Source organism: Streptomyces sp. NBC_01520, assembly GCF_045040375.1.
In the GTDB taxonomy this organism is placed as follows: Bacteria; Actinomycetota; Actinomycetes; order Streptomycetales; family Streptomycetaceae; genus Streptomyces.
Map to the genome: position 1 here is coordinate 3,841,514 of NZ_CP109404.1, position 23,092 is coordinate 3,864,605.

Here is a 23,092-nt window from a genome sequence, read left to right on the forward strand (position 1 = left end):
CGGCCGTCCCGCATGCGCGGCGGGGTGTGGTTGCCCCCGCCCGGACCCCCGGCAGACCCCTCGGGGTTCCCCTGGTGGATGTCACAGCTAGGCCGCAAAGGCGCCCGTGTTCCCCCGGCGCTCACACCGCACCCACACGGACCAGGTACGTTCGATGCGTGGCTGGATTCAGGATCGGACGCGGCCGGGACAACCGCACACCGCAGCAACACCCGCAGCAGCAACAGCCGTACGGCACGCAGGCATCACCGCCGCCGTACGGCGGGCCGTCGTGGCCGCCCCCGGGCGGCAGCGGCGCACCGTACGGAGGCCCCCAGGGCGCCCCGTACGGCGGCGGGCAGGGCGGCAACGGACAGGGACACGGAGGGAACGGACACGGGGGCGGGCACGGTGAGCCGGAGTACTTCGGCGATCCGTACCACCAGCCCCCGCAACAGGACCCCTATGCCAACGCCCCGGGTCACACCCAGGCGTTCAGCATCAACGAGGACCCGTACGGCGACGGGAACACCTACCAGGCGGGCCAGGCACCCGCCCAGCCCGCCGGCCCGCGGCTGCACTGGAAGCAGCTGCTGAGCGGCGTCGTGCTGCGCCCCGGGCCGACGTTCTGGCAGATGCGCGACTACCCCGTCTGGGGCCCCGCGCTCGTCGTCACGTTCGTCTACGGGCTGCTCGCGCTCTTCGGCTTCGACCAGGCCCGTGACGAGGCGATCCACGCGGAGGTCTCCACGGCCGCCCCGTACGTGATCATCACGGGCATCGGCTTCGTCCTCGGCGGCCTGGTCCTCGGCGCTGTCACCCACACCCTGGCCCGCCAGCTGGGCGGCACGGGCTCCTGGCAGCCGACCGTGGGCCTGTCCATGCTGATCATGTCGATCACGGACGCCCCCCGCCTGGTCTTCGCCCTGTTCCTGGGCGGCGAGAACTCCCTGGTGCAGATCCTCGGCTGGATCACCTGGCTGGCCGCCGGAGCGCTGTTCACGTCCATGGTGAGCAAGTCGCACGACCTGCCCTGGCCGAAGGCGCTGGGCGCCTCCGCGATCCAGCTGATCGCGCTGCTCTCGATCATCAAGCTCGGCACGATCTGACCCGACCGGACACCAGGAAGGGCCCGGCGCCGGGCCCTTCCTGTGTCCTCATCCGCCCTGGCCCGTCGCGATCCGGGGCCTCCTACGAGTCGAGGACCTGCCCCGTACGCCGCACGACGGGCTTCTCGACGCTCCAGGGGAAGTTGATCCACTGATCGGTCTTCTTCCACACGTACTCGCATTTCACGAGCGACTGCGGCTTCTCGTAGATGACCGCGCTGCGCACCTCGGCGACGTGGTCGACGCAGAAGTCCCGCACCAGCTTCAGCGTCTTGCCGGTGTCCGCCACGTCGTCGGCGATGAGGACCTTCTTCCGCGTGAAGTCGATCGCCTTCGGCACCGGCGCCAGCATGACGGGCATGTCCAGCGTGGTCCCGACCCCGGTGTAGAACTCGACGTTCACGAGGTGGATGTTCTTGCAGTCGAGCGCGTACGCCAGACCGCCCGCGACGAAGACCCCGCCCCGCGCGATGCTCAGCACGACATCGGGCTCGTACCCGTCGTCGGCGACCGCCTGGGCAAGCTCCCGCACGGCGAGCCCGAAGGCCTCGTACGTCAGATTCTCCCGCGCCTCACCGGTCATGCCGCATCACACCTGGGTCCGGTGGAAGTTCATGTACGAACGCGAGGCGGTCGGGCCCCGCTGCCCCTGGTAGCGGGACCCGTAGCGCTCGGAGCCGTACGGGAACTCCGACGGCGAGGTCAGCCGGAACATGCACAGCTGGCCGATCTTCATACCCGGCCAGAGCTTTATCGGCAGCGTCGCAAGATTCGACAGTTCCAGCGTCACGTGGCCCGAGAACCCGGGGTCGATGAACCCGGCCGTCGAGTGCGTCACCAGCCCGAGCCGGCCCAGCGAGCTCTTCCCCTCCAGCCGCGAGGCGAGGTCGTCGGGGAGCGAGATGACCTCGTACGTCGACGCCAGCACGAACTCGCCGGGGTGGAGGATGAACGCCTCGTCGCCCTCCGGTTCGACCGTGCGGGTCAGGTCCACCTGCTCGACCGCGGGATCGATATGCGGATAGCGGTGGTTCTCGAACACCCGGAAGTAGCGGTCGAGCCGCACATCGATGCTCGAGGGCTGCACCATCGAAGCGTCGAAGGGGTCAATGCGAACCCGCCCGGCGTCGATCTCGGCCCGGAGGTCCTTATCTGAGAGAAGCACGCACCGAGGATACGCAGAACGCGCGAGCCCGCCCCAACCGGACCGCCCCGCGCGCCTGCCCTGCCACCTGCTACCGCCGCTCGCCCCCTACCGGAACGGCCTGCCGCAACCGGGCACAGCGCGGACAGCGAAGAAGCCGCCCGGGACCGATCCGGTCGGACCCGAGCTGCTGCATCGGGAACGACGAGGTAGCAAAAACGTGCCCTTCGGCACAGCGGACGACGGTGCGCTCCATCGACTCCATCAAGTCCCTTCCCCAACCAAGCCTTGGACGAGACCGCCACATTAGGGGATGAAGAGGACGCCACTCCACGCGGCACTCCGCCCACCCACGCTACGCCCCCAACTCCCCGCCACCGCACCCACGTCCACTCTCCGAAACGCCGCACAGACCCTGCGGCGAACGCGCCGGGGGCCTGCCATGGGGTAGAGTGTGCGACGATGCACAGCCGATCATCGGCGTGCCTCGCGGGTGTAGTTTAATGGTAGAACATGAGCTTCCCAAGCTCAGAGCGCGAGTTCGATTCTCGTCACCCGCTCCATGAAAGAGCCCCAGGCCAACGGCCGGGGGCTTCTTTGTTGTCTGGATCGTTCAGGGGGCCCGCACCAGATCCGCACCAGAAGGCTGCTGACGAAGAGTGGATTCAAGCAACAGTTCGCTCAGGTCCGACGGCATGGTGATCATGCAGTCGTGTCCGGTCGGCAGTTCCCGTATCCGTGCCGGGGAGCCGTTGGGCTGTGTCGCGGGGACAGGCCGCCGCACGATGCCTTCCGGCTCGGCGCCGACACAGTGGATGTGCGTACGCGGAACCGAGTCCAAGGCGGGGTTGTCCAGCCGGACCGGTTGCCGCAGGCACCGCACTGGCTGGTCGGAGAGCGTCGCACGCAGCCATGCGATGTCCGCCGGGTCGGTGACCCCGAACAGCCCGAGGGGCGGAGGCATCTCGGGCAGCGGCGGGATGCGCCAGTCGTTGTCGGACTTGGCGGCCAGGTCGATCAGGTTCTGGGTGATGGGCTGCACGTCGACGGCGGTCTCGCCGTGCTCCGGGACCATCGCGTCCAGGTACACCAGATGCGCGATCCGTTCCGGCACCTCGTTGGCCACGGACGAGACGACCAGCCCCGCGTAGCTGTGCCCCACGAGCACCACCTCCCTCAGGTCCTCCTCGTGGATCAGCTCCACGACGTCCTGGACGTGCGTGTCGAGCCCCACCTCGGGGCCGAGCAGGTGTGCCTTGTCGCCGTAGCCGGTCAGCGAGGGCGCGAACACGCGGTGTCCGGCCGACTCCAGCAGTGGGACCACCCGCACCCAGCACCGGCCGCTGTGCCAGGCGCCGTGTACCAGCAGAAAAGTTGCCATGAGGGGATTTCTCTTCCTCTTCGGGGCGTGACGGCACGGGGACATCATGGTTCCTGTTTGTGCCTCGGTACTCTTCGGGAACCGTAATCATCGTGCTGCACCTGCCACACCCCGATCAATAAGGCACATTTACGTGCCCTGGTTCTCTGGAGGTAACCATGAACGGCACAGCGGGCGGCGAGTCATGGGCGGCACGGACGGAGGACCCGTGCCAGGCCCGTGAAGTGCTCGGCATCGTCGGCGACAAGTGGTCGCTGCTGATCGTGCGCAACCTCAGCCAGGGGCCACGCCGCTTCACCGAACTCAAGCGGGCCGTCGACGGGATCAGCCAGCGCATGCTCACCGTCACCCTTCGCGGCCTGGAACGCGATGGGATCCTCACACGGACCGTCCGCAATGTCATGCCACCGCACGTCAGTTACGAACTCACTCCGATGGGCAGGACCCTCCGCGAAGCCACCGCGCCCCTGTTGGAGTGGAGCATCACCCACCTGACGCACATCGACGCCGCCCGCGCCGCGTACGACGCCCGCCCCGACACCCCACCCGCCTGACCCCGGCCCCGGCCCCGGCTGCACACCACCCGGCGATCACCATCGGCCACGCTGCCCGGACCGGGCAGCCCCGTCCGAGCAGTTGCCCGTACGGGAGCCTCTGCCACACGTGCCAGAAGGGGCGGTAAGCAGCGGTCACCAAGGGGGCTGACGGAGCAGCCGGGACGATGCCACCGGTGCACGTTCCCGCAGGTCAGGTGCGATACACGGGGATGGGTGCCGCCTGCTTCCCAAGCTCAGAGCGCGAGTTCGATTCTCGTCACCCGCTCTTTGATTAAGGCCCTGGTCAATGACTGGGGCCTTTTGCTTGCCGTCCAACGGCACCGGCCCGGAGCCTCACTCGCTACGGAGCGACCGCCCCCATGTCTCCATCCGGAGCATGCGACGCGGGCGTCAAGGCTGGGGTCCTGAGACCCGAGCCAGCATGTGCATACTCCAGTATGCTTTGACTTATGTCCTCCACGACTCGCATCACCGTCACGCTCCCCAGCGATCAGGTGGCGGAGCTCCGCAAGCTCACGGACAACGTCTCCGGCTATGTGGCGGAAGCCGTGGCCCGCCAGATCCGGCACCAGCTCCTGGGCGACGACCTTCGCCGCCACGAGGACGAGCATGGAGGCTTCAGTGACGAGGAGCTCGCCGAGGCCCGCGCGAGGATCTTCGGCTCCGCCGGCTCTTCCAAGGACGCGGACGCCGCGTGAGCGAGCGCATCGAGACCGTCGTCCTGGACTCGGAAGGACTGTCCGCCTGGGTCGCGCAGGACCGCAAGTTCCTCGCGATGTTGCAGGTCTTCCACGACATGGGAGCCGACCTCGTGATCGGGGCGAACACCATCGTGGAAGTCAGCCACTCCCGTATCAACATCCCTCGCTTGAACTGGGCCCTGTCCCGGGTCAAGGTGGAACCGGTCACCGAACAGGCGGCCAAGGCTGCGGCGGCGCTCCTCAAAGGCGCTGGACTGCACGGACACAAGTACGCCATCGACGCCACGATCGCCGAGGTCGCGCTCCGCCAACCGGAACCCGTCGCCCTGCTGACGTCCGACAGCGACGACATGGCCAAGCTCTGCGGCAACCAGGTCCGCGTCATCCCCCTCTGACCCGCCGGCCCGCCCGGAGCATTGGCCTCGGCAGATTCTGTTGCGGCTGCCGCCACTCGTGCCCCATCCATGCCCAGCGGAGCGGACAGCAGCGGTCATGTACGGTGCCCGGGGACCGCTCCGGCCGCGCACGTCTCGACCAAATATGCAGGTCAGAGCCGACGCAGCCGTTCAAGAACCGTTGATTCCCAAGCTCAGAGCGCGAGTTCGATTCTCGTCACCCGCTCTTTGACGAAGGCCCAGGTCAGCGACCCGGGCCTTGTTTGTTGTCCGGACCGATCGAAACGTCCCGCACCGCCTTTACGCCTGCTGCGCCCATCTCGCGGACGCCGCTCCTAGATGCACCGGCGGCTCGGTGCGCTCCTGGTCTGCGCCTGGTCATCCGGTCACTCCACAGAGGCGATGTCAGACGCCTGGTGCAAAGTGGCCGGGGGCGGGGCTGTCACGGTTCGCCTGAGTAGACGAGGAACCTGTGGAGAAAGTGACATGCCGAAGATCCCCAAAGGGCGGCGGGTGGGCCAGGCCGCGGTGAACGCGCTGCGCACGCTGCTTGAAGAGCACGACCACATCGCGCAGGAGATATCCGGGCAGAACGACTTCGGTGAGGATTTCTACGTCACCTTCACCGACGAAGGTGATGTCACCAGCGACACGATCAAGGTCCAGGTCAAGGGAGGGGGCAGCTGGCGTCGGGGCAACGGCTACGTCGTGCCCGTCGACCGGCATCGTGATACCTGGTCAGAGGGCAACATCCCGGTCTACTGCGTGGTGTACGACCCGGATAGCAAGAAGCTGTACTGGGCCAACGCCACCCAACAACTGCGCCGCTTCGGTTCCTCCCATGCACCACACTTCATCGGGATCAGCCCCAATGCGGTGCTGGACGACACCACCATGGGTTCCTTCGTCGCCCAGGCACGCCGCTATGTCGGCCGCTATCGGGGCCGGCAGGCCGTCCTCACTCATCTCGAGGAGATGTCCGGAGCGGAATTCGACCCTGCAGATCACGTTCTGCACTTCGTCAACGGTGACGACGATGACCTCATCTTCTGGAAGCGCCCGGGCGACGCAGTGGCGACGCTGTTGCTCAGCACCCAGGAATGGGAACCGGCTTGGGTCACTCTGGAGTCGCTGATGCGATCCGAGCTTCCGCTGCCGGAACCCTCGGACGGCCTCGGGGTCCCGAACGTCGATCTGTGGACCGCCGAGGACCTGGGGCTGAACCGAACCGAGCTCATGTGGGTGGCTGCGTGCTTCGCCTCCACCCGGCAGGCCGACGAAGGTCCGGAGGACGAACTCGTCGAGTGCGAGGGATACCCAAGTTGCACCGGGGAGGAGCCCGAGGAACACGGCAGTATCGAGGCGGACGTCATCCATGCCTACGTGTTCGACCGCATACTCGACCGCATCGATGCCGAGCCCGACCTCGTGCAGCGCTCGATCCGAGCGATGCGAGAGGAAATCGATCTGGAACCGAACATCGTGGCCGAACTCGGCTCCCTCGAAACCGAGCCACGCGCCGCCCGACAGGTGCACAAACTCAGCCGGGCAACAGTGGAGACGGTGGATGACATCGAACCGGACGCCTACCGGCTGGCCATCCTCTATCTCATCCAATGCATCTACGTGGGTGGCCCCTCGCTCCCCCTCGACGAACAGGTACGAATCGTCTGGCGTGTCCCAGAGCCCACGACATCCCCGCCACAGGCTCCATGAGCATGAAGAGGGCCTAAGCGATGAACTGCCTTCGCGCCGCGGTGACGGACACCCCACTCGCCTCCATGCCCCGCCTCGCCACGACATCCCATAGGTGGGGTCGTAGATGAGTTCACCGACCGGGCGGGGTTCGAGCAGTTGCTCCCCGGCATCTTCGGAGGCCAGGAGTGGCTGGGGACGGAGAACGACCATCTCCTGATCGACAACAGCAGTCGCGAGCTGTCGACGTAGGGCTCTAACTGCCCGCCGGGTCCGCTCCCGGCCCAGGACGGCATCCGCCTGCCCGCCGAGCCGGGCCTTTCGGGGTGGGCCCCGCGCCGGGAGGTACGCCTAGCCAGCCTTCCTCTTCTCCTAGTCTCACCGGACATCGGCACCAGCCACGGAGGAAGCATTGCATTCGCGCAACTTTCATTCAAGTAAGTAATCTGTCGGCAGGGAATGAACGATCGGCGAGGTGGAACCTGTGAACGGATTCGTTGGGCGTCGTACAGAGCTCGGCCTTCTGGATGACCTCCTGGCCCCTGTACGGACCGGCGGACGCAGCGGGCGGCCCGGGCGCGCCGTACTGATCCGAGGGCGGCGGCGCGTCGGCAAGTCCCGGCTCGTGGAGGAGTTCCTGGAACGCTCCGGGCTTCCTCATGTCTTCTTCACCGCAGTGGGCGGCTCGAAGGCCGAGGATCTGGCAGGCTTCGCCGCCGAGCTCGCCGCCTCTCCGCTCCCCGACGCCGGCCGGGTCGCGGACTTCGCCACCGCGCAGACCTGGGACGCGGCTTTGAGCCTGCTCGCCAGCGTCCTGCCTCAAGACACACCCAGCGTGGTCGTGCTCGACGAGATGCCCTACCTCGTACGCGAGGACCCCACTTTCGAGGGCGCGCTACAGAAGGCATTCGACCGGACGTTGTCCAAGCTCCCCGTGCTACTCGTCCTCATCGGCTCGGACATCGCAATGATGGAGCAGCTGAACACCTACGGTCGTCCCTTCTACCAGCGCGGCACCGAGATGGTCGTACCTCCGCTCAATCCGGCCGAGGTCGCCGCCATGCTCGACCTCCCACCGGCTGAGGCGTTCGACGCCTTTCTCGTCTCCGGCGGCCTCCCGCTCATCCTTGAAGAATGGCCTCCAGGTGCCACCCTCTGGGACTACTTGGAACAGGCACTGGTCCGTCCGACATCCGCCCTCCTCGTCAGTGGCGAACGCACTCTGGCCGCCGAATTCCCCACCGAGGCACAGGCCCGCACCGTACTGAGCGCCATCGGACACGGGGAACGCACCTTCACCCTCATCGGCCGGGCAGCCGGCGACCTCAATCCAGGCTCCGTGAAACGATCCCTGGAACTCCTCACCAGCCGACGCATGGTGGCGGCCGACCTTCCCCTGTCCACCAGGCCGAGCCGTGAGAGCCGCTACCGCGTCGCCGATCCGTACCTGCGCTTCTGGCTCTCCTTCATCGGGCCCGGCATCCCCATGATCGAGCGCGGGCGTGGAGACCGTGTACTCGAGTCGATCCGCACCAGTTGGACGTCCTGGCGGGGCCGAGCCGTCGAACCTGTGATCCGCGAGGCCCTGTGGCGTCTGACCGACGACCGGCTGCCTGAGGCCACAAACGTGATCGGCGGCTACTGGACCCGCACCAACGACCCCGAAATCGACCTCGTCGGCGCCGACCGCTCCCCCATCGCCAAGAAGATCACCCTCGTCGGATCCATCAAGTGGCTGGAGAACAAGCCCTTCGACAACCGCGACCTCGCCCGTCTCGTCACCCACCGCTCACAACTGCCCGGCACCGAGGACTCCACCCCCTTGCTCGCCGTCGCCCGCAGCGGAAGCAGCGCCAACGGCATCCTCAACCTCACCCCCGACGACCTCATCACCGCTTGGGCGTGACACACCAAGGGCCGCTCCCCGGCAGTAACCGCGTTCGTGCCCCATCCGTGCCCTTCGGAGCGGACAGCAGCGGACAAGTACGGCTCCCAGAGGCCGCACCGCCCTTGCCCGCACCCGCCAAACATGCAGGCCAGAGCGGCTTCGCCTTCTCAAGAACCGTTGATTCCCAAGCTCAGAGCGCGAGTTCGATTCTCGTCACCCGCTCCATGAAAAAGCCCGGACCAGCGGCCGGGGGCTTCTTTGTATGCAGCACCTTGTCACCTTCCGGTCGGCCCCCAGCGGCCTCTCCCTGGATAATCGGGGTATGGCATCACAGCCCAGTCTTTCCGATCTCCGCCGTGCCAAGTTCGCCCGGCGCGCGCCCGCAGCGCTCTCCGAGCTCGCCGGCCCCGAGCACGGCACAGTGAGCCTGCCACTCCACCTGGCGTGGTCGGGACTGACCACTTTCAACCTCGATCAGCCCCGGTTGCGGATGAGCTACTACCGCATCGTCCTGGCCGAGGGCCAGCATGACGATCTGATCCGGTACCTCAATCGCGGCCTTCTCATCAGCCTGTGGCCCACACTGCGCACGCTGATCAGCCGTGATGTCCGTGATGTCTGGGAACGCTCCTTCGACGAGTTGGCTCACAGCGCCCAGGCCGCGGCGTGAACCTCACCGACCTGCACCGTCGCTTGCTTGCAGACGTGCTTGCCGTAGGCGGTGCATACCCTCTGGCGCTTACCGGTGGCTACGCGGTCCAGGCGCACGGCCTGGTCGACCGGATCAGCCAGGACCTCGACGTCGCGACCGAGAACCCCGAGCGCATGGAGGACATTGCGACTGCCGTGCGCATCGGCTTGGAGCAGCGCGGGTGGCAGGTCAGCGCTCTGGAAACAGACCCGCTGTCCGCGCGCCTGATCGTCACCGATCCCACCAGCCGTGAAGAGTGCGAAGTCGACATCCTCAAGGAAGCCCTCTGGCGACCGCCTGTGCACACCGAGCACGGCTTGGTGCTGTCACTCGAAGATGTCGTCGGAACCAAGGTCCGCGCGCTGTCCGACCGCGGGCTCGCCAGAGACCTGATCGACGTTCAGGCCGCAGCGAACCACTGGAGTCACGTCGAACTCGAAGAGCTCGGACGACGCCATGCCCGCGACTCCTTCGACCTGAGCGAGCTGCAAGCTCGACTGGGCGGAGCCGACTGGATCGACGACACGGAATTCGCCGCCTACGGACTCGACGAGCAAGCAATCACCAGGCTGCGGCAATGGGCACAGACATGGGCCGGCGACATCGGCGAACGACTCCAGGAGCTGGAGGTTCCGGACGAAGACTGAACGCCGCACACAGACCGGACGAGCTCGGCAGGATGCACCTCAGGCTGCTCAGCCCTCAGCCCTCAGCGACCGTGCCCCATCCGTGCCCTTAGGAGCGGACAATAGCGGTCAAGCACAGCCCCCAGAGGCCACGTCGGCCTCGTAGCTCCGGGCAAAACATGCAGGCCAGAGGCATTTCGGCCGCGCAAGAACCGTTGATTCCCAAGCTCAGAGCGCGAGTTCGATTCGCGTCACCCGCTCCATGAAAAAGCCCCAGGCCAACGGCCGGGGGCTTTCTTGTTGTCTAGACCGGTCTAAGCGTCGCGCACCACCTCCGCACCACCTTGACCGTCTTTCCGCTGTTGAGCGCCCTGCCCCCGAGCGGCCCGGACATCTTGTCCAGCCCACTCGCCACCTCTTTCTGCTGCTCGCGATCCGAGTGCTGATTGATCAGCGCGGCTTTCTCGGACGACCGTCCTGTTCGAGCCATCGTGTCTTTCAGCGTTGCCTCGGCCTCGAGTGCTTGGCGAACGCCACGCAGAAGTGGAGCGCAAGGGTGGTGTCCTCAGGCACGGGGCGGCGGCGCTCAGCGTCCCACATTCACGCTGGCTGATGTGACTGTCCGGAAGGCGTCACCACCGTCGAAGTAGGCCCGGAAGTGGCCCGGGCGTTTCGTAGCGAGGTCGGCGGCAAATCCGTAGCCCCCTGTGCCGTCCCACGTCGCCTCTACCGTCCTTAGCGTGGTCCAGGACGTGCCGTCCGGCGAGTACTGGACGGCGACTTTGATGGTGGCCGGTGAGATGTTTTCGAATTGGATGTGGCCTTCGGCATGAACCGTACGGAAGTCAGTCCGGAGGGCAGCGAAGTCGAGGAATTGCGCCGGCTGCAGCACCACCACATTCGAACTGTGCGCGTTACCGTCGGAGACGAATGGGTCGTCGGACTGATGGGCGACCTGGAAGAATCCCGTCTCCCACGGCGTGTACTGGGCACTGAAGGTGCCGTCGGCGTTCGTGGTGAACCCTCCGACCACGTCGTTGTAGTCGGTCGTCGGCCCGAACAGGATTCCGCCTGAGACCCCGCTCAGCGGCTCCCAGCCGTTCTCCGTCTCCTTCTCCAGCCGCCCCGTGAGCGTGACCGACTGCCCCTTATCGATGCGCTGCGTGCTGGTTTGGAGGGCGTAGCGGGTGGGTGCCCTGTCGATGCCGATCTGGAGCATCGTCGACTCACCGTAGAGGTACCCCGGGTGGTCGCCATCATGGCGGTAGACCGCTTGGATGGGCGCGGCGTTGTCCAGGTGGACCGTCGCCGTGAAGTGGCCGTCGTCATCAGTAATGACGGTCGTGACGGTCCAGTAGTCGACGTCGATGTCTACCTTGCGGCCCGGCAGCACGACCGGCTCGCTGCCGCCAGGGAGCTTCCCCTTGAGAACTCCCTCAACGGCCACGTCCCGTTCGCCGACACCGATGGCGGTGCGGTCGGCGGTGAACTCCGGAAACTGAGTCACCGCGTAGTAGGCCAGGGTGCCGGCGTCGGTTACTGAGATGTGGTCACCGTCTGCGTCCGTCGCCTCGATGTCCACCCGGTAGCTGCCAAGCTCCGCCAGCTGTAGGGGCGCCTTGCTTCGCCAGATGCCGTCCTGTGCAGTACCGGAGTCCAGAGCGAAGTCGTCGGGTTCGAGAACAGCGACCTCTTGCTGGGTGACTGGAGAAAAGACGTGTGCGGTGAGTTCGGTTATGTCGCTGCCGGAGCGTGCACTGACCTGCAGGGTGCCGAGGTCGTCATTGACACTGCCCGCGTAGGAAACGGTCAGCTGGTCCGATGCATGGGCGGATGGTATGCCCACGAAGCACAGGGCAGCCGCCGCGGCCACGGTCAGAGCCGTACGGAATGTTGCCAATTAGTCCACCTTGAAATCGAATTGGGTGAATGCGGCGCACGCGATGGGGCACGAGACCTGGAGAAGATACATCTCTACTTGGGCTCAGCACCTTCCTTTTCCGCGCCGAAGGGGACGTCCGAGTTGCCGCTCGGAACAGCGACTCAATCCGTCTCGCAGGGAAGCTGGCTTCCGTAAGGGGAAGAAAGGCCGTGTGGTGCCCGCTGCTGGACAGGCGTGTGAAGCTCTTGCCCTTCCGGACTTGAGGCCTGTGTTTCCGCTGGTCGATCGTAGGGCCGGAGGTCCCGTGGAAGTAGTGGCCTGTCGGCAGTCGCTCCCTGGGAGGTTGCGGATGCCTTCGATGGGAGGACTGTTGGGGGCGCACGGACTGGCCGACCGGCTCAGCCAGGACCTCAATGCCGCAACCGAGAACCTCGAACGTACCCATGACATCGCTGCTGCAGTACGCGCCGGACTGGAGCAGCCCGTATAGCGCGCAAGCGCACTAGCTAGGGGCTTCGCGGGCGAGGAGCCAGAGGGAACACGTAGAGGAGCGCGAACACCTGGGCAAGGAGGGCGCCACCTGGTCAGGAAGCCGACCAGGACGAGCAGCGTGGCTACACCTCCCACAAGGTCGGACCGGTCAGCAATCCAGGCGGCGTCCCGTGCGAAGTCATCCCGAGGGTGTCGCATGAGGTGGCGGCACAACGGGTTACGGGTCGGGCTCGCCCAGGAGGCTCTGGGGTGGAGTGTTCTCGCAGGTGAGTGACGTTCCGCCAGAAAGCCCCAAGTCAGCGTTCCGCCTCACTTCGCCGTCGACTACGCGCCGGCCAAGAGCGACGGTCTCGGCATCGTATTCACCGTGCCTCGCATGGCCAAGAATACGGACATCCTCGCCGAGGAGCCGCACTGGACCGGCTTCATCAACTAGCGACCACAGCGCTGTCGGCTGCCCAGCAGAAGGCTGCAAGGTTCTCGCAAGGGTCCGTCGAGCCTTCCGTTCCCCCTGCCGGGCATCCCGTCAACAGAAGCAGTCCGTGGCACTCGGAGAGAAGTCAACAGGGGGACGCCATGCCGGCGTTGAGTATGACCGGATCGAGTACGACCGAGGCGAGCAGGTTCGAAGCGGGCACCGTCGACGCAAACGTTGCCGACTCACGGCAGTGGCTGACCCTGGTAGGGCGCAAGACGGTACTCGCGGTGATCCACACAGTGACGTTCGGGAAACGACTGCTCGACGTCCTTTCCCTACTGGAAGCCGACTTCCGGCTCCAGGTCGTCTTCACGGCACCGCCGCACGCCTTCGGCGACGATGTGCCCGCCTTCCTCGCGAGGCTGGGAAGCGCGGTGCTGCCGTGGGACCAGGCGACCCGCATGACCTTCGATCTCGCCCTCGCCGCCGGGCCGCGCGGCGTGCAGTACATAGACGCGCCGCTGATCACGTTGCCGCACGGGGCCAACTACCTGAAGAGGGTGATCGGTGGTGCGAACGCGGGCGTGGCAGGGCTGCGCAGACAGGATCTCCTGCCTGGTGGGCGGCTGCCGGCCGCCGTGGGCGTGCCGCACTACGCCGAGCTGCGCGAGCTGGCGCGCGACTGCCCGGAGGTGCTCTCGCTGGCCCACGTAATCGGCGATCCCGTGCACGACCGGATCACCGCCAGCCTGCCGCTGCGCGCCGCGTACCGCCGCGCGCTCGGGCTCGCCGAAGGACAGAAACTCGTTGCCGCGGTCTCGACTTGGGGAGCCCACTCGTCCTTCGGCCGGTTCGACGCGCTGCTGCCGCGACTGATCGGCGAGCTGCCGACGGCACGCTACCGCACGGCACTGCTCGTCCACCCCAATGTGTGGGCCGGACACGGCGCCTATCAAGTCAGGTCGTGGCTGGCACGGTGCGGTCAACTGGGAATCGGGATCGTGCCGCCTGAAGCGGACTGGCGCAGCATCCTGATCGCGGCGGACTGGATCATCGGTGATCACGGCTCGGTCACTCTCTACGGGACGCTCACCGGGGCCCCGATGCTGCTGGCCACCTCGCCGGAACGGGAGATCAATCCCTCGTCGCCGGCCGCGACTCTCGCCGCCCACGCACCAACGCTGTCTCCCACCCACCCGCTGCTGGAGCAACTCAACTATGTGGCAAGGGAGTACAGGCACGAGGAGTATGCCGCGATCAGGTCGCGCATCACGTCGGAGCCCGGCCGGTTCAACCGGAACATGCGCAGTCTGATGTACGAGCTCCTGGGGATGGGCCAGCCCGCGCACGAGCCGGTGACCATCCCGCTGCCGGAGCCGCTGCCGCTGGACGCGTGGACGCCGGGGCGCGGGGAGGCGTCGGCGTGAAACGCTTCGTCGTGGTCGAGGCGAGCCCCTTTCCGGATGTGCTGCACGCCCGTTGCGCCGACGCGTCGTTCCGCGTGCGGCTGAGCCCTGCGGACCGCCCCCACAGCACATCGGTCATCGATGAGCACCTCGTCGTAGATGTCGATACCTGCCGGGACGGCTCCCTGCTGGACTGCGCGGATGTACTCCAGGGAAGCCGGGCGCACTCGGTCACCAGCGCACTGCACTGGCTGGCGGAGCTCACTTCGGCCCACCCGGCTTGCGGCATCGCCGCGGTGCCGCTAGCCGGTGCCGGAGGCGCGAGCGGCTGGGCCCTGGCCGGCGGCTCCGACCGGTCTGTGGTCCTCGTACCGTACGGCCCCTACCGGCCGTATACGGCCTCCGCAGATCAGTCGTTGCTGCCGTCGTGCCTGCACGCCTGGCTGGTGGCGGGGCGCTCGCTGCGGGAATGGCCGTGCGCCCACGACGCACCGTCCGGCTGAGCCGCACAAGTCCCGATCACACACCGGGACCGAGCCATCGGCCACGGCCCGGTCCCCCTTGCCGAATCACCCGCCCCCGCCGAGCCGACGCGCGTCGGCGGGGCTCGTGGTCTCGAACAGAGCGAGGGCCCGCACGAGGAAATCCTTCGCGGCCGACTGGTCGCCATGCTCCGCGGCGCTCTCACCCAGCATCTCCAGGGTGCGCGCCTGCCAGAAGGCCGCGCCGGACCCGGTGAAGACCACCAGAGCCTCGTTCATCCTCGCCATACCCTCCGCATACGCCCCGGCACGGACACCGGCACGCCCCAGGAAGACGAGGGCCCGGGCGGCGTCGTGCGGGTCGTTCACCGCCACCATCGCGGCATGGGCCCGGGCGAAGCAGTCGACCGCCTCTTCCGGGGCGCCCGTCGCGAGTGCGATCTCACCGAGAGTGGTACGGGCGAGAGCCGCGCCTCGCGGGTAACCGCAGCCCTCCCATACGGAGATCGCCCGGTTCAGGTATGTCACGGCATCGGCAAGCCGCCCGGCCTCGCGATGGCACGCGCCGAGGCCAAGCAGCGCCTGGCCCTCGTCCCGTAGGTCACCGGCTTCGTGCGCGGCCTGGAGGGAGTCCCGATACCAGGCGGCGGCCTCGTCGGTGCGGCCTGCGGCACCGAGGCCGATGGCCCCGGAGTTGAGCATCTGACGCTCGGCCTCCCTGTTCCCGGCCTGTCGAGCAGCCTCCAGGCCGATCTCGTGGGCCTCGATCCACTCCGCGTAGTGGCGCAATCGTAAGAAAAGGGGCCACAGGGCGTCCACGAGCATCCAACTCGTGTCATACCAGCCGCTGCTCGCCGCGAGCCGCACGGCACCCAGCAGTTGCGTCCGATGGGAGTCGAGCCAGCCGAGCGCCGCGATGTCGTCGGCGAACGGCAGCGGAAGATCTGGCCGGTGAACGTAGATCCTGGGGAGCGTGAACTGCACCGGTGTCAGCTGCTCCTGAGCTGCCGTCGCGGTGTACAGGCACCAGTCGCAGAATCGGCGCAGCGCCTCCTCACGGGCGGCGCTCGTGTCGTCCTCCATGGCACGGTCGTGCGCGTGGATCCGTAAGAGGTCATGGAAGCGGCAGCTCTCCGGGCCGACATCCTCTACGAGATTCGCCTCGACCAGCTCGTCCAGTCGGCGCTCCGCCCAATCCTGCGACTCACCGCAGGAGGCCGCGGCGATCATCGCGTCGAAGGTACGCACAGGGAGCAGACCAAGCGTCCTGTACAGACGCGCGGTCCCGCTGCTCAGCACCGCGTACGACGCGTCCAGGGCCTTGCGCACCGAAGTCTCCCCTTCCACTTCGAGCGCGGCCAGCCGGCCACCGCCCGCATTCCGTGCGAGGGCGTCCGCAAGCGCCCCGACCGACTGTCTCGGCCGTGTAGCGAGCCGAGCAGATGCCAGGCAGACCGCGAGCGGAAGGCCCGCGCAGAGGGCCACCAGGCGTTGGACCGACGAGAGTTCCCCCGCGACGCGGTCCGCGCCGATCCCGCGGGTGAGCAGTTCGACACCGGCGGCCGGACCGAGCGCATCGAGCTGATGAAATCCCGCTCCCTGCATGCGCAGGCCGGTCAGTCTGCGGCGGCTGGTGACGACCACGAGGCCGCCCGGCCCACCGAGCAGCAACGGCCTGATCTGGGCGGCCGTGAACGAGTTGTCCAGCATGATCGCGATCCGTCGGTCGGCGGTGAGAGACCGCCACAAGGAGGCCAGTTCGACCGCGTCCGTGGACGGCGGCCCGGCGCCCAGTGCCCGGAGGAACTGGCCAAGGATCTCCGCAGGCCCCACCGGCTCACCCGCCGAGTGCCCGCGCAGGTCCGCGTACAGCTGCCCGTCGGGGAACTCAGTGCTCAGCGAACGCAGCCATTTGGATACCAAGGTTGTCTTGCCGATTCCGGCCGGACCACTGACGACGATCAGCGGCAATCCCGTGCCGCGGAGATCGTTCAGCGACTTGAGATCGCTCTCCCGGTCCGTGAAGTTGGCTGGTATGGGCAGCAGTTGACGCGGAGGCGCGGGCCGCGCGGGCGCCGCCGGCGCGGGGTGGAGATGAATGCCTCCGTGCACCTCACGGGCCTGGACGGTGGGACCGTAGAGTCTCGCCTCGCCACTGATCTCATTCCCATGAGGCCCTTGCGAGGCCGTACTCGAATCACTCATCCATCCACCCCAGGAGATCGATTGCCACACGCACGAACCCATTCGCGTTCTACCCTGGCGCGACGTGGGATGACCGTCAGGAATAAGACGGATCGCGCCACGTATGGCAACCGTGTATGGCGGTATTCGCCGCGTGATGACATGCTCGTGAGCCATCCAACGGACCAGCGGGGGCGCTGGTGGAATTCCAGATTCTCGGACCAGTGGGGCTGAGGCTGAACGGGCACTGGCTGACGCTCGGATCGGACAAAGAACGGCTGTTACTGGCCGCGCTCGCTCTTGATGTGGGCCGTCCTGTCGCGATCAGCGAGTTGATGGAACGTCTCTGGGACGGCGACCCTCCCGCACGCGCTCGCGAAAACGCGCACACCTATGTCTCGCGTATCCGCCGAAGGCTGCGGGCGGCCGGTACGGGGTCGGGCGCACCCACCATCGTCAGGAGCGCGCACACCTACACCCTGCGGACCGTGCGTGACTCCGTGGACCGGCAGCGCTTCCAGCACTTCGTCGATGCGGCGTTCACCAGTGACAGTGACGCGCGGGTGGTGGAACTACTTTCTTTCGCAGAGGAGTTGTGGGAAGGCGAGGCACTGGCGGGTCTGCCCGGGTTCTGGGCGGCGACCGTACGGCAGACGCTCGCGGAGACGCGACTGAGCGCCAGCACATCACGCATCGCAGCGGGGCTGAGGCTGGGGCGCTTCGCCGAACAGGTCGGCGAAATCTTCGCCTTGGTCGAGCAACACACCGGGGACGAGACTCTGCTCGGGCAGTTGATGCTTGCGTACTACGGCAGCGGACGGTACGCAGACGCGCTCCGGGTCTACCAACGGGCCCGGCAGTCGCTGATGGCGGAGTACGCAGCTCTCCCCGGCGTCGAGTTGAACATGATCCACCAGGGTGTGCTGGCCCGCGTACCGGCACGTGAACTAGCGCACGGGGGTGGTTCGGGGCAGACGGCCGGTTCACTCACGACTGTTGCCGGTGCTCCACCAACGCCCGTGCCTGCCGGCCTCCCGCCCGATGTGCCGCCACACCGAAATCTGCCCCATCAACCGTCGCTCGTGGGGCGCCGGTCGGAATTGAAGGCTCTGACCTCGATGATCGCTGACAAGGGCGCGCACGGCGGATCGGTCGTCACCGTGGAAGCGGTGAGCGGCATGGCTGGGGTCGGCAAGACGGCCTTGGCTATCGCCACCGCCCACCTGCTCACCGAGAGGTACCCAGATGGTCAGCTGTATATTGATTTACGCGGGCATTCACCCGCCCAGGAACCGCTTTCCGCGAGGGCGGCGCTGGCGACTCTGCTGAGGCTGCTCGGTGCGCCGGCCTTCTCCATTCCGGAGGAACTGGAAGGGCGGACGGCCCTGTGGCGGACCATGCTGGCCGAGCGCCGATTGGTCATCATCCTGGACGATGCGACCGGACCCGAACAAGTCGCCCCTCTGCTGTCAAGTGGGTCACCGTCCCTGACGATCATCGCCAGTCGTCGACATCTGACGGGTATCCCTCAGGCGCTGTCAGTCCCGCTCGACGTCCTGTCGGAGGAGGACGCCATCACGCTCTTTCGGAGCTTCGCGGGAGAGGAACGCACCCTCGACATCGCGGAGACCGCGCGGATCGTGAGTATGTGCGGGTATCTCCCCCTGGCGATCGAATTGGTGGCACATAGGTTCCGGGCCCGTACGTCCTGGACGCTGGGCGTCCTCGCCGAGCGTCTCAACCGAAGCCCCGGGCGGCTGGCGGAGATTCGCAGCGCGGATCAGGAACAGGAGATGACGCGGGCGTTCGCTCTCTCCTATCGGACTCTCACCGCGCAGCAACGGACTGCGTTTCGCTGTCTTGGGCTGCATCCCGGACCCGATTTCACCGCTGACGCGGCAGCCGCCCTGCTGGGCCTGCCGCAGGATACGACGGAACGATTACTCGAAGGTCTGCTGGCGTGTCACCTGCTCAGGGAGCCCGCACCGGACCGCTATCGCTACCACGATCTGCTTCGCGAATATGCCTTCGGTCTAGCCAGTTCGGAGAACAGTGAGCAGGAACGTCGTCAGGCCGTCGCCCGCCTGACGAACTTCTACGTCACGACAGCCGACCTCGCGGATCGAATGGCATATTCCCGGCGCGTACGGCTGGACTCACCGACGCCGCTCCTCCCGACGCCTCCGCCGCCTTTGCCGGATTCCGCCGCCGCGCGGTCCTGGCTGGCCTCGGAACGCGGCAACCTTCTCGCTGTCGAAGACCACGCCCGGCGCAATGGTGCCCCCGAACCGGCTGCCCGACTCGCCTGCACCCTGGCGGGGTTTCTGCAGTCGGAGTGCTACTGGCAGGACGCCAAGAAGCTCCTGCGGCATGCCGTCGTCCACTGGGACCTGACGAACGACAACCAGTCGGCGCTCTGCCGAGCCCTGATCGACCTTTGCGCGGCGGACGCTAGCATCGGGGACTACTCGGAGGCCGCGGCGGCGGGGGAACGAGCGCTGGAGCTCGCGCGTGTACTGGGCGACGGGCCTGTCGAGGCCGAGGCGCTGCGAGTCCTTGGCACGCTGAACTGGCATCTCGGCGAGAACCGCAAGGCTCTCGTCCTGCTCCAGAAATCTTTCGCCATCAAGTCGCTATCGGGTGACATCTGGGACAAAGCGCGCAGCCGAAACAATATAGCGGTGACCATGCTATTCCTCGGGGAACACGGTCGGGCGCTCGCACATTTTCGCGATGCTCTCGCAGGTTTCCGAGAAGCGGGTGATAAAATCGCATCCGCCCAGACCCTCAACAATATGGGAGAATTGCAAATGCAGGCGGGCGAATTGATGTCGGCCCGTCGCTCGTTCGAGAAATCTCTATCTCTCCTGAAAGTCGGCGGAAGTCGATACGACCGTGCAACCGTAAGCAGAAATCTAGCCGAAGCCCTCACGGAGTCGAATGAGTCCGCAGCGGCTCTTGTCTTGTTCGACGAAGTACTTTCGGAATTCCGGTCGCTCGGCGACCGGAAGAGCCAGGCCGAGGCCCTGGTCGGGATCGGCGAGGCATACTGGCGGCTGGGGAATGCCGAGGAATCCAGCCGGCATCTCCTCGAAGCACTGGAGATCGCACAGGACATAGGAACGGCCCACCAGGAGGTCCAGGCCCTGCGCCGCCTCGGGCGCGCGGACTTGGCCGACGGCCGCCTGGCCGTCGCGACGGACCGGCTGCGAGCAGCGGCGGCCGTCGCCACCCGCACGCATGACGTCGATGAGGAGACCGCCGCGCGGACACTGCTGGCGGAGGTGCGACTCGCGGCGGGAGATGTCGATGAAGCGCGCATGACATTGCGCCAGGCATTCGAATTAGTCCGACATCGAGACAATGTTGATGCGCGTAGAATCAGCCACCGCCTGGCCGAAATCGAACACATATATGATAGCAGATCGGATGCCCGTTCCGTGGCACGCGACGAATAGTGCGGCATTTCGAATTCGCATATGCCAATGTGTCGTTTGTTCGATACTTTGATACCCTTCCGGCTCGTTGATCAACGCGGAAGGAACCTCGCACGTGCGCAATATCCTGGCGGCCATCACCCTCGTTAGCTTGACCGCCGTAGTAATAGGGACGATGATCGTCCTGCAGAACGGCTGCATCATGATATGAGGCAGCCCATCCACTCCGGGCGTCACGTAGCGGTCGGGCGTCACCGGAGCGTACGAACAGATCAGCGGCAGACCCGCCCCCGCGACATCCGGCGGCTCCGTGCCACTGTGTGCCATTCAGGATGGTAAACAGCGGCCAACACAAGCCCTCGACGGTAGCGACCACTCCGTTGCCATCGAGGGCGTCACCGCAGTTCAGAGGCATGTTGACCTCTCAAGTGCCGCGTGATTCCCAAGCTCAGAGCGCGAGTTCGATTCTCGTCACCCGCTCTTTCAAGAAGCCCCAGGCCGGCCGGGGGCTTCTTTGTTGCTACAAGCCCGATCAAGTGCCCCGCGCCCGCTCTGCACCCAACGTGCCCGTCGGCTTCTCCGGTCGCTCGCACCCCACGAGCACGTATGCCAATTATGATAGTTGTTATACGCTTGAGCGCATGGAGACGAAGACGTACACAACCATCGACCTGCGCAAGGGGATGGGCGAGATCCTGGACCGGACCCGGATCGCCGGTGAGGCCGCCGCCATCACCCGCAAGGGGAAGACGGTCGCCTACCTGGTACCGGCCGAGTGGTTCGAGCAGATGGCCCGTCGGCACCAGTCGCACGAGGACCGACACGAGGCAGCCTGACCCACCCTCCACACCAAGGAGCCCGAACCATGCCCGCCCACGCACTCCACTTCGATGGGTACGAGGGGAAACCCCTCCGGTTGCCGCCCATGCCCGAACACACGCCTCAGGCACTTCGGTTGGCGATTCAGGAACACACTCCGCACCTTCTCCCGGACTTTGAGGCGCACTGGAAGCGCGTCATCGGCGACGCCTTCAACATCACCCCCATGCCGGCCTTCATGCGCCTGTGGTGGACGCAGTACGCCATCGCTCGGAATCCCGTCCTCGACTCGCACCTTCGCGACCTCGAAGCCAGAGCCGCCAAGTCAGAGGACCCCGAGGAGTCCATCCGGCTTCTGGAGGAGTACAGCCGCCTCCGGCACGAAGCCGCTGAGAGGAAGCCCGGAGAGTGATCGACGAACCACTCGGGCCGCCTTGGCAAATGGACTGGACGAAGCAGGCGCAGCACGACTTCCAGAACATGCCCGCCGAAGGCAGTGACCTGGTCATGAGTGCCCGTGCGGAACTGATCACTGCCGAAGACCCGTACCTCCGGGGAATCGATGCCGATGCCTCGCTCCCGCACTGGATGACCGTCCGACCGCTGGCTTCCACGAGCCCCGGCGGCCCCCACATCGTGGACCTGGCCGGCGGACGCGGCTGGCTCATCTACACCTTCATGCGCCGCCACGCCGACCCGCAGATCGTCGTCACCGAAGCCTTCTGGGCCTGACGTCTGCGCCACCGCAGCGTCGTACCACGGGCGGCTTCCGTTCCGTTTCCCGTCACCCGCTCCAGCACAGAACCTCAGACTGATGGACTGCCGTCGACGTGCCCCATCTGTGCCCTTCGGAGCGGACAGCAACGGTCAGGTACGGCTTCCATAGACCGTGACCATCCACACCGGCCTACGCAAAAGCTCAGCTCAGCACCTCTTAGGTGGCCCAAGAACCGTTGATTCCCAAGCTCAGAGCGCGAGTTCGATTCTCGTCACCCGCTCCACGAAGAAGCCCCAGGCCATTGGCCCGGGGCTTCTTCGTTGCCTGGACCGGTTCAAGAGTCCCATGCCAGATGCCTGGTCATCAGCGGCCTCGCGCCGAGCCTGTACGAGCTGGTCGAGGCCGGCCGCCACCTCACGCTGCGTGTGGGTCGAAGGCGGACGGGATGGGAGCTGGGGTGAGTGGCGTACTGAGTGGCCGCGATCGCTCGCCTCATGACAGCCCTCTCGCCGCGTGAACACCTGTGGGCTATGTTGAACGCGTTCAAATTCCGAAACGAGAGTCGCGGGGCTGAGATGTCGACGGAGCAGGTAGCAGCTCACAGAGTTGGGCGAGTGCTGGGACGGATCGGGCGATGCGTGCTGACGTACCTGGTCCTTCACACCGCAGCATGGGTAGCCACCGCGCAGACGGTCTGGTGGGAGGAGACCTTTCTGGAAATCATGACGCTGGGGATGCTCCTGCTGCTGATCACCGGCATACCCACCCTGCTCATCGCCGTTATCGCTGCCTCGGTACACAAACGTATGGACGTGGTCCGGTTCCGCGTACTGCTCGCGATCCCACTGCTCCTCTGCGCATGGCCCCTCCTGGCAAGCAGCGCAGCCGAACCGCTGGTGTTCCAGTTCATGGCGCAGGTCGCTTTCGCCGCGCTGATCCCCGCGCCGCTCTTTCCCAAGGGCTGGCTGGGTGAGTCTGAGCAGTGAGTTGTGCGTGCTCGTGCCACAACCGCGCCAGATCAGACGGGAAATCAGGGGAAACTACGGCTGCTGGTGGGGACACCGGCCAGTAGCCGCAGAAGTCGGCAT

Annotated in this window: 21 protein-coding genes and 1 tRNA gene; 17 read left to right on the forward strand and 5 right to left on the reverse strand. The window is 66.3% G+C overall.

Annotated features, from left to right (window positions below; genetic code table 11):
* The first annotated feature begins 158 nt into the window (after window positions 1–158).
* Window positions 159–1,088: a Yip1 family protein gene (locus tag OG524_RS17230; RefSeq protein ID WP_405389934.1), complete on the forward strand. Its 930-nt coding sequence runs from the start codon at window positions 159–161 to the stop codon at window positions 1,086–1,088.
* Window positions 1,089–1,170: 82 nt separating this feature from the next.
* On the opposite strand, the gene OG524_RS17235 is transcribed toward OG524_RS17230, so the two are convergent.
* Window positions 1,171–1,671, reverse strand: coding sequence for a phosphoribosyltransferase (locus OG524_RS17235; protein ID WP_405389933.1), 501 nt, complete (start codon window positions 1,669–1,671; stop codon window positions 1,171–1,173).
* 6 nt (window positions 1,672–1,677) lie between these two features.
* Window positions 1,678–2,253: a dCTP deaminase gene (gene dcd / locus OG524_RS17240; RefSeq protein ID WP_329209486.1), complete on the reverse strand. Its 576-nt coding sequence runs from the start codon at window positions 2,251–2,253 to the stop codon at window positions 1,678–1,680.
* 468 nt (window positions 2,254–2,721) lie between these two features.
* On the opposite strand from dcd, the gene OG524_RS17245 reads away from it, so the two are divergent.
* A tRNA-Gly gene (locus OG524_RS17245) sits at window positions 2,722–2,795 on the forward strand.
* Between the two features lie 50 nt (window positions 2,796–2,845).
* Here OG524_RS17245 and OG524_RS17250 read toward each other — a convergent pair.
* Window positions 2,846–3,613: an alpha/beta fold hydrolase gene (locus OG524_RS17250; protein WP_405389932.1), complete on the reverse strand. Its 768-nt coding sequence runs from the start codon at window positions 3,611–3,613 to the stop codon at window positions 2,846–2,848.
* A gap of 158 nt (window positions 3,614–3,771) precedes the next feature.
* On the opposite strand from OG524_RS17250, the gene OG524_RS17255 reads away from it, so the two are divergent.
* From OG524_RS17255 to OG524_RS17285, 7 genes are all read left to right on the forward strand, one after another.
* Complete coding sequence (locus OG524_RS17255; RefSeq protein ID WP_389984757.1) at window positions 3,772–4,167, forward strand: winged helix-turn-helix transcriptional regulator; 396 nt, start codon at window positions 3,772–3,774, stop codon at window positions 4,165–4,167.
* A 452-nt stretch (window positions 4,168–4,619) separates the two neighbouring features.
* Window positions 4,620–4,868, forward strand: coding sequence for a hypothetical protein (locus OG524_RS17260; protein ID WP_405389931.1), 249 nt, complete (start codon window positions 4,620–4,622; stop codon window positions 4,866–4,868).
* Window positions 4,865–5,266: a PIN domain-containing protein gene (locus OG524_RS17265; protein ID WP_405810928.1), complete on the forward strand. Its 402-nt coding sequence runs from the start codon at window positions 4,865–4,867 to the stop codon at window positions 5,264–5,266. The genes OG524_RS17260 and OG524_RS17265 overlap by 4 nt, the downstream gene beginning before the upstream one ends.
* A gap of 486 nt (window positions 5,267–5,752) precedes the next feature.
* Window positions 5,753–6,982 carry a DUF4365 domain-containing protein gene (locus OG524_RS17270; protein ID WP_405810930.1) on the forward strand — a complete coding sequence of 410 codons (1,230 nt, stop codon included), beginning with the start codon at window positions 5,753–5,755 and terminating at the stop codon, window positions 6,980–6,982.
* A 463-nt stretch (window positions 6,983–7,445) separates the two neighbouring features.
* Entirely contained in the window at window positions 7,446–8,867 is a 1,422-nt protein-coding gene (locus OG524_RS17275) for an ATP-binding protein (RefSeq protein WP_405810932.1), read from the forward strand.
* A gap of 304 nt (window positions 8,868–9,171) precedes the next feature.
* Window positions 9,172–9,519 (forward strand): transcriptional regulator, encoded by a 348-nt coding sequence (locus OG524_RS17280; protein WP_405810934.1) that lies wholly within the window; start codon window positions 9,172–9,174, stop codon window positions 9,517–9,519.
* Window positions 9,516–10,187, forward strand: coding sequence for a nucleotidyl transferase AbiEii/AbiGii toxin family protein (locus tag OG524_RS17285; RefSeq protein ID WP_405810936.1), 672 nt, complete (start codon window positions 9,516–9,518; stop codon window positions 10,185–10,187). The genes OG524_RS17280 and OG524_RS17285 overlap by 4 nt, the downstream gene beginning before the upstream one ends.
* 565 nt (window positions 10,188–10,752) lie before the next feature.
* Here the strand turns inward: OG524_RS17285 and OG524_RS17290 are convergent.
* Window positions 10,753–12,012, reverse strand: coding sequence for a hypothetical protein (locus OG524_RS17290; protein ID WP_405810938.1), 1,260 nt, complete (start codon window positions 12,010–12,012; stop codon window positions 10,753–10,755).
* A 385-nt stretch (window positions 12,013–12,397) separates the two neighbouring features.
* On the opposite strand from OG524_RS17290, the gene OG524_RS17295 reads away from it, so the two are divergent.
* From OG524_RS17295 to OG524_RS17305, 3 genes are all read left to right on the forward strand, one after another.
* Window positions 12,398–12,538, forward strand: a complete 141-nt coding sequence (locus OG524_RS17295) for a hypothetical protein (RefSeq protein ID WP_405810940.1) — start codon at window positions 12,398–12,400, stop codon at window positions 12,536–12,538.
* 578 nt (window positions 12,539–13,116) lie between these two features.
* Window positions 13,117–14,385, forward strand: a complete 1,269-nt coding sequence (locus OG524_RS17300) for a hypothetical protein (RefSeq protein WP_405810942.1) — start codon at window positions 13,117–13,119, stop codon at window positions 14,383–14,385.
* Window positions 14,382–14,867, forward strand: coding sequence for a hypothetical protein (locus OG524_RS17305; RefSeq protein WP_405810944.1), 486 nt, complete (start codon window positions 14,382–14,384; stop codon window positions 14,865–14,867). The genes OG524_RS17300 and OG524_RS17305 overlap by 4 nt, the downstream gene beginning before the upstream one ends.
* A 66-nt stretch (window positions 14,868–14,933) precedes the next feature.
* On the opposite strand, the gene OG524_RS17310 is transcribed toward OG524_RS17305, so the two are convergent.
* Complete coding sequence (locus OG524_RS17310) at window positions 14,934–16,958, reverse strand: tetratricopeptide repeat protein (protein WP_405810946.1); 2,025 nt, start codon at window positions 16,956–16,958, stop codon at window positions 14,934–14,936.
* 272 nt (window positions 16,959–17,230) lie between these two features.
* Between OG524_RS17310 and OG524_RS17315 the strand changes: the two genes are divergently transcribed.
* The 5 genes from OG524_RS17315 (at window position 17,231) to OG524_RS17335 (ending at window position 22,990) form a co-directional block, all read left to right on the forward strand.
* Window positions 17,231–20,488 carry an AfsR/SARP family transcriptional regulator gene (locus OG524_RS17315; RefSeq protein ID WP_405810948.1) on the forward strand — a complete coding sequence of 1,086 codons (3,258 nt, stop codon included), beginning with the start codon at window positions 17,231–17,233 and terminating at the stop codon, window positions 20,486–20,488.
* 620 nt (window positions 20,489–21,108) lie between these two features.
* Entirely contained in the window at window positions 21,109–21,303 is a 195-nt protein-coding gene (locus OG524_RS17320; RefSeq protein WP_103492353.1) for a type II toxin-antitoxin system Phd/YefM family antitoxin, read from the forward strand.
* Window positions 21,304–21,332: 29 nt separating this feature from the next.
* Window positions 21,333–21,698 (forward strand): hypothetical protein, encoded by a 366-nt coding sequence (locus tag OG524_RS17325; protein WP_405810950.1) that lies wholly within the window; start codon window positions 21,333–21,335, stop codon window positions 21,696–21,698.
* 29 nt (window positions 21,699–21,727) lie between these two features.
* Complete coding sequence (locus OG524_RS17330) at window positions 21,728–22,018, forward strand: hypothetical protein (RefSeq protein ID WP_307514377.1); 291 nt, start codon at window positions 21,728–21,730, stop codon at window positions 22,016–22,018.
* A gap of 624 nt (window positions 22,019–22,642) precedes the next feature.
* On the forward strand, window positions 22,643–22,990 hold the full coding sequence (locus OG524_RS17335) for a hypothetical protein (protein WP_405810952.1): 348 nt from the start codon (window positions 22,643–22,645) through the stop codon (window positions 22,988–22,990).
* The last annotated feature ends 102 nt before the right edge of the window (window positions 22,991–23,092 follow it).